We start from the raw sequence: 6,423 nt of genomic DNA on the forward strand, positions 1-6,423 counted from the left end.
CAGCGGAACCGAAGCCGTTGACGGCCGACAAGCTGCTGCTTCCGCCCGTTGCGCCCACCGGCGTCACGCCGGCCGAGGACCCCGCGTTCGCCCGGGTCGCGGGCGGAGTCAGGTCGTTCGCGGCGGCCAAGCGCGCCCACCCGCCCGCGGCGTCGAAGGCGAAGGAGGCGCAGGACGCCGCCGTCGCCCCGAGCGACGACCTCGCGGGCCAGGCCAAGGCCGCCAAGGCCGACTCGATGGACGCCCAGCAGCCGGGCACCTTCGACAAGAAGGCGTTCATCGCGGCCGTCAAGTCGGCGATCGAGGCGAAGTCGCCGAAGACCCTGAAGGAGGCCGACGACTACGCGAAGTCGGGGAAGGCCGGCGAGGTCAAGGGCGAGGTCAAGGGGCTCGTCGGACAGGGAAAGGAAGGCGCGGCGCACGACATCGAAGCGGCCACGGCGGCGCCGCCCGACCAGTCGAAGGCCGTGCCGAAGCCCGTCGCGCCGATGGCGGCCGAGAACCCGGGCCAGGTCGCGCAGATCCCCGCCGCGGGAGCCGCGCCGAAGCCCGCGCCGGCGGAGCAGCTCAACCTCGAGGCGGGCAAGCACGAGGTCGACCAGGAGATGGTCGACGCGAACGTCACGGACGAGCAGCTGGCGAAGTCGGGCGAGCCCGAATTCGAGGGCGCGCTCGCCGACAAGCAGACGGCAGCGGCGCACGCGGACTCGGCGCCTGGCGAGTACCGGGCCGTGGAGCAGTCGACCATCGCCCAGGGCAGGGCCCAGGCCGGCGCGGCCACTGCGGCCGGCGTGCAGGGCATGCAGGGGACCAAGGCGGCGGCGCTCGCCAAGCTCGTCGCCGACAAGGGGCGGACCAAGACGAAGGACGAGCAGCGACGGGCCGAGGTCACCACGAAGATCCAGGGCATCTTCACCGCCACCGAGACGGACGTGAAGAAGATCCTCGACGGCATCGACCCGAAGGTCGAGGCGGAGTTCGAACGGGGCGAGGCCGCTGCGAGGGCGCGCTTCGAGACGTACGTCTCGGCGAAGATGTCGGCCTACAAGCGAGACCGGTACGGCGGATGGCTCGGCGGCCTCCGCTGGGCCAAGGACAAGCTCTTCGGCATGCCCGACAAGGTCAACGAGTTCTACGTCGCCGGGCGCGAGCTCTACCTCGCGCAGATGGACGGCGTGATCGACCGCGTCGCGAACATCGTGGGCGGAGCCCTGACCTCCGCGAAGCAGCGCATCGCGAAGGGTCGCGGCGAGATCGCCTCCTACGTGAAGTCGCTGCCGAAGGACCTGCAGCGGGTGGGGTCGGAGGCCGCCAAGGAGATCGCCGACCGCTTCGATCAGCTCGAGAGCGAGGTCAAGGACAAGGAGAACGACGTCGTCCAGACCATCGCGACCAGGTACGTCGAGGCACGCAAGGGACTCGACGAGCGGATCGAAGCCCTCCAAGCGGAGAACCGGGGACTCGTCGACAAGGCGATCGGTGCGATCAAGGCCGTCATCAACACCATCCGCGAGCTCGCCGCGATGCTCCGGAACGCGCTCGCCCGGGCTGCGAGCGTCGTGGGGGACATCGTCGGAGACCCCGTCGGGTTCCTGGGCAACCTCATCAGCGGCATCAAGGGCGGCATCGACAAGTTCTTCGCCAACATCACCACCCACCTCAAGAAGGGCCTCATGGGATGGCTCTTCGGGCAGCTCGGCGAGGCGGGCATCGAGATCCCCGACACCTTCGACCTCAAGGGCGTGGTGAAGCTGCTCGCCTCGGTGTTCGGTCTCACCTGGGCGAACATCCGCAACCGCCTCGTGCGGCAGATCGGCGAGACGGCCATGGCGGCCGTCGAGCGCGGCGTCGAGGTCTTCCAGGTCATCAAGGACCAGGGCGTCGCCGGGCTCTGGGACAAGCTCGTCGAGAAGATCGGCGACGTCAAGGCGATGATCGTGGACCAGCTCCAGGACTTCGTGATCACCAGGATCATCACCGCGGGGATCACGTGGTTGATCAGCCTGCTCAACCCGGCCGCCGCGTTCATCAAGGCGTGCAAGCTCATCTACGACGTGGTGATGTTCTTCGTGAACAACGCCGCCCGCATCGCGCAGTTCGTCAACACCGTCATCGACGGCGTGATCGACATCGCCAAGGGACGCGTCGGCGTGGTCGTCGACAAGATCGAGAGCGCGCTGAGCCAGATGGTGCCGATCCTCATCGGCTTCATCGCCAGCGTCCTCGGCATCGGCGGCATCGGCGAGAAGATCCGGTCGATCATGAAGGCCATCCAGCGCCCCATCAACAAGGCGCTCGACGCGATCATCAGGACCGGCCTGAAGGTCGCCGGTCCGATCATCCGCGGCATCAAGGGCATCAGCACGAAGGTCAAGGCGAAGGTCGCGGCAGGCAAGGCGTGGGCGAAGGGGAAGGTCGAGGCCGGGAAGCAGCGGATTCGGGACCTCGCAGCGGTGATCCCGTCGGCCTTCGGCTTCTCTGCCGGTGGGAAGCCGCACCGAGTCTGGATCGAGCACGCCGCAGGACATCGGATCATGGTCGCGAGCGCGCCGACCGAAGCAAGCGTGCTGCTCGACCACTACGCGGCACAAGTGGCCGAGTTCCCCGACAACACCCCGAAGCGGCAGAAGGACAAGGCTGCTCTCAGTGGCCGTGTCGCCATCGCACGCAATCGACACGACGCAGTCCGGGGGGAGGTCGCGCTCCTGGAGAACGTGCGTGACATGGTCGCCGAACGGAACCGCCTGACGAGCAGGCAACGACGGTTCGCGGAGAGCCTCACCCAGCTGTTCGACGCCGTGCACCGGCAACGCATGAAGCTCGCCAGAGACGCGCCGAAGTACACGACACCCGGTGGCAAGGCGTCGGCCGGCTCCGTCCAATGCGTTGCGCGGTTCGTCGTGGACTGCGCACCTGGCGAGCGGGCGTATCCGACCAGAGGAGGCGCCGCGCCAGTGGGATCCCGCGGCGCACCTGGAACCAAGAAGGGCGGCCGGACGTTTCACGGCCTCGAATCCCCCGAGAGCGGCCTCACCGGTCAGATAGGCGGCTACGCGGTCGAGAGTGCCGAGGCTGCGCGGCACATCGAGCAGCGGGCGGAGTTCATCACCCGAGCCACCGGAGACGAAGCGCCGTCGACCCATGCGGAAGCTCGACTGCTCGCGCAGGTGGAGCGCATGGTCGCGGTTGACCCGGACTGGAAGCGGCGCGTTCGGACCGTCGAGATCCACGTCTCGCACAGTCCGTGCCCCAATTGCTCGGAGCGCCTCATCGCGCTCCACGAACTCTTGGAGAACCCGACCCTGAGGTTGGCGATCGTCCAGTGGGGCAAGCGCTACGAGGGCCCGTATCCGACGACCAGTCAGTCCATTGGCGCGCTGCGTCGGAAGTACTCCGTCATCGGACCGTGACCTCGGCCGCGCGACCTGCCCGATCGCGCAGCCACGACTACCCACCCGCACGCACGCACAGACTGCACGTCGAGGCACGCGCGCGCGGACGCTGGAACCACGTGATCCAGCGAAGGAGCCTCCGATGCCCACCTACCTCTCTCCCGGTGTGTACGTGCAGGAGATCGAGGCCGGCACCCGGCCGATCGAGGGCGTCGGCACCGCGGTCGCCGCGTTCATCGGCCTGGCGCCGAAGGGCCCCGAGAACCAGCCCACCCTCGTGTCCAACTGGACCCAGTACGTCGAGAAGTTCGGCGGCCTCGTCGAGGGCGCGTACCTGGCGTACGCCGTGTACGGCTACTTCCTGAACGGCGGCGGCAACTGCTACATCGTGCGGGTCGGGGCCGGTTCGAGCGACGGCGGCGGTGGCGGCAAGGGAGGCCGCAAGGGCTCCCAGAAGCAGCTCCCCGCGGGCCCGCAGACGGCGAAGATCGGGAACTACGTCTTCACCGCGAAGAACGCCTCCCCCAACGCGAAGCCGGTGAAGGTCGAGGTGAGCGACACCGAGGCCGAGGGCGCCGAGGAGGGCAGCTTCAAGATCGCCGTGACCGTCGAGGGCCGCTCGCCCGAGGTGTACGACGGCGTATCGGCGAGTCCCGCGAGCCCGAACTTCGTCGTGACGAAGCTCGCGGAGTCGAAGGCGGTCGTCGTCGAGGAGGCGGATGCCGCGGCAGGAGCCATCCGCCCGCAGAACGGCGTCTTCGACCTCGAGGTGCCCGAACCGGAGGAGCAGCCCGTCGTGCTCGACGGGCTGGCCGCGCGCGACTACATCGGCGACCCGTCCGACCGGACGGGGTTCAGCGGCCTCGAAGAGGTCGAGGACGTCACGATGGTCGCGATCCCGGACCTCATGGCGGCCTTCCAGCAGGGCGCCATCGACCTCACGACGGTCCAGGCCGTGCAGAAGGCCGTGGTCGCCCACTGCGAGCTCATGGGCGATCGCATGGCGATCCTCGACCCGCCGCCGGACCTGTCGGCGCAGGAGATCGTCGACTGGCGGCGCAACAAGTCCGGCCACGACTCGAAGTTCGCCGCGCTGTACTACCCGTGGTTCACGGTGCTCGACCCGGCGACCGGGGCGAACCGCTACGTGCCGCCGTCGGGTCACATCGCGGGCCTCTGGGCGCGCAGCGACAGCGAGCGCGGGGTGCACAAGGCGCCGGCGAACGAGATCGTGCGCGGCGCCGTCGAACTGCAGACCCAGCTCACCCGCACCGAGCAGGAACTGCTCAACCCGATCGGCGTGAACGCGATCCGCAGCTTCCCGGGCCGGGGCATCCGGGTCTGGGGCGCGCGAACCCTCTCGAGTGACCCGGCCTGGCGGTACGTCAACATCCGGCGGCTGTTCAACTACCTCGAGAAGTCGATCCTCAACGCCACCCAGTTCGCGGTGTTCGAGCCCAACGACCCCGCGCTGTGGGGCAAGCTCACCCGATCGATCTCGGCGTTCCTGATCGGCGAATGGCGGAAGGGAGCCCTGTTCGGTCGCACGCCGGACGAGGCGTTCTTCGTCAAGTGCGACGACGAGACCAACCCCGCCGACGTCATCGACTCGGGCCAGGTGGTGTGCCAGATCGGCGTCGCGCCGGTGAAGCCCGCCGAGTTCGTCGTCTTCCAGCTCTCGCAGTTCTCGGGCGGCACGAGCATCGTGACCGAGTGACATCCGGAGCGACCAGGACCACCAACCCACCCGGACCACCATCCGACCGAACCGAACCCAGGAGCACGCCATGGCACTCGCCGATTCCTTCGACTCCTCACCGGCCTACGCATTCAAGGTCACGATCGACGGCATCGAGATCCCGAAGGTCACCGAGGTCAGCGGCCTCAAGAACGAGGTCGACAAGATCGAGCTCAAGCAGCAGCTCGCCGACGGCAAGTACGTCGCCCGCCAGCTGATCGGTCGCGCGAAGACGGGGGAGTTCACGGTCACCCGTGGCCTCACCGACTCCAAGACGATCAGCGACTGGCTGAAGGTCGTGATGAACGGCGACGTCGCCGGGGCGCGCAAGAACGCCTCGGTCGAACTGCTCGACTACGAGGGCGGCACCCTCAAGAAGTACGAGTTCCGCAACTGCTGGGTCCGCTCGGTGGAGATCAACTCGCTGAAGGCGGGCGCGACCGAGCAGGCGACCGAGAAGTTCACGGTCTGCTTCGACGAGTCCGAGGTGACCTGATGCAGCGGGTCATCGCGACGATGCCGAGCACGGGGGCATCCGGCGCCGAGGACGCGCCGGGACAGGCGGGCGCAGCCGGATACGGCGCATCGGACGACGGGGTCATGCGCACCGAGTTCGCGTTCGAGCTCCCGCGCGGCTACGTCGGTCCCGACGGGACCGTGCACCGGCGAGGGGTCATGCGCCTCGCGACGGCGCGCGACGAACTGCTGCCGCTGTACGACGCTCGCGTCCAGGAGAACGCGGCGTACACGACGGTCGTGCTGCTCGGCCGGGTGATCACCTCGCTCGGCACGCTGCCGTCCGTCGACGGCTCGGTGATCGAGAACATGTTCGCGTCGGATGTCGCGTTCCTGCAGGACTTCTACCGGCGGATCAACGCCGAGGGCCACACCCGCATCGCCGTGACGTGCCCCGAGTGCTCGCACCGCTTCACGGCCGACCTCGCGGGTGGGCGCCTGGGGGAATCATGACGTACCCGGCCGACCGCATCCATGAGGAGGTCGCGTACGTCGCCTATCACTTCCACTGGTCGCTCGAGGACATCCTCGACATGGAGCACACGGCGCGTCGGCGCTACGTGCAGGAGATCGCGGCGATCAACACGCGACTGAACGAGGGCGGTTGAGCGGTGCGGTGGCCGTGGCAGCGAACCGAACGGACGGGCACGGCTGAGGCCGGCCCCGTTCCGACGGATGCCGCGAGCGCCGCGGGCGGGTCGACGCAGCCGGATCCTCGGCCGGTCGCGCCCGCCGGCTGGGCCTTCCTCCCTGCGCTGCAGCGCGAGGTCGACCGCA

General features: G+C 68.6%; 5 protein-coding genes. All 5 read left to right on the plus strand.

Annotation, left to right across the window (positions count from 1 at the left end; all coding sequences use genetic code 11):
- Positions 1-3,410 (plus strand): hypothetical protein (locus ESO86_RS09620; protein ID WP_207207082.1); only part of this gene is annotated, 3,410 nt, incomplete at its 5' end.
- Between the two features lie 124 nt (positions 3,411-3,534).
- Positions 3,535-5,109, plus strand: coding sequence for a phage tail sheath family protein (locus tag ESO86_RS09625; protein WP_129234702.1), 1,575 nt, complete (start codon positions 3,535-3,537; stop codon positions 5,107-5,109).
- A 70-nt stretch (positions 5,110-5,179) separates the two neighbouring features.
- Positions 5,180-5,626 carry a phage tail protein gene (locus tag ESO86_RS09630; RefSeq protein ID WP_129234703.1) on the plus strand — a complete coding sequence of 149 codons (447 nt, stop codon included), beginning with the start codon at positions 5,180-5,182 and terminating at the stop codon, positions 5,624-5,626.
- Positions 5,626-6,099: a hypothetical protein gene (locus tag ESO86_RS09635; RefSeq protein ID WP_129234704.1), complete on the plus strand. Its 474-nt coding sequence runs from the start codon at positions 5,626-5,628 to the stop codon at positions 6,097-6,099. Before ESO86_RS09630 ends, ESO86_RS09635 begins: the two co-directional genes overlap by 1 nt.
- Positions 6,096-6,254: a DUF6760 family protein gene (locus tag ESO86_RS18790; protein ID WP_165307598.1), complete on the plus strand. Its 159-nt coding sequence runs from the start codon at positions 6,096-6,098 to the stop codon at positions 6,252-6,254. Before ESO86_RS09635 ends, ESO86_RS18790 begins: the two co-directional genes overlap by 4 nt.
- Positions 6,255-6,423 lie beyond the last annotated feature (169 nt).

Source organism: Agromyces binzhouensis (assembly GCF_004135055.1).
Taxonomy (GTDB): Bacteria; Actinomycetota; Actinomycetes; order Actinomycetales; family Microbacteriaceae; genus Agromyces; species Agromyces binzhouensis.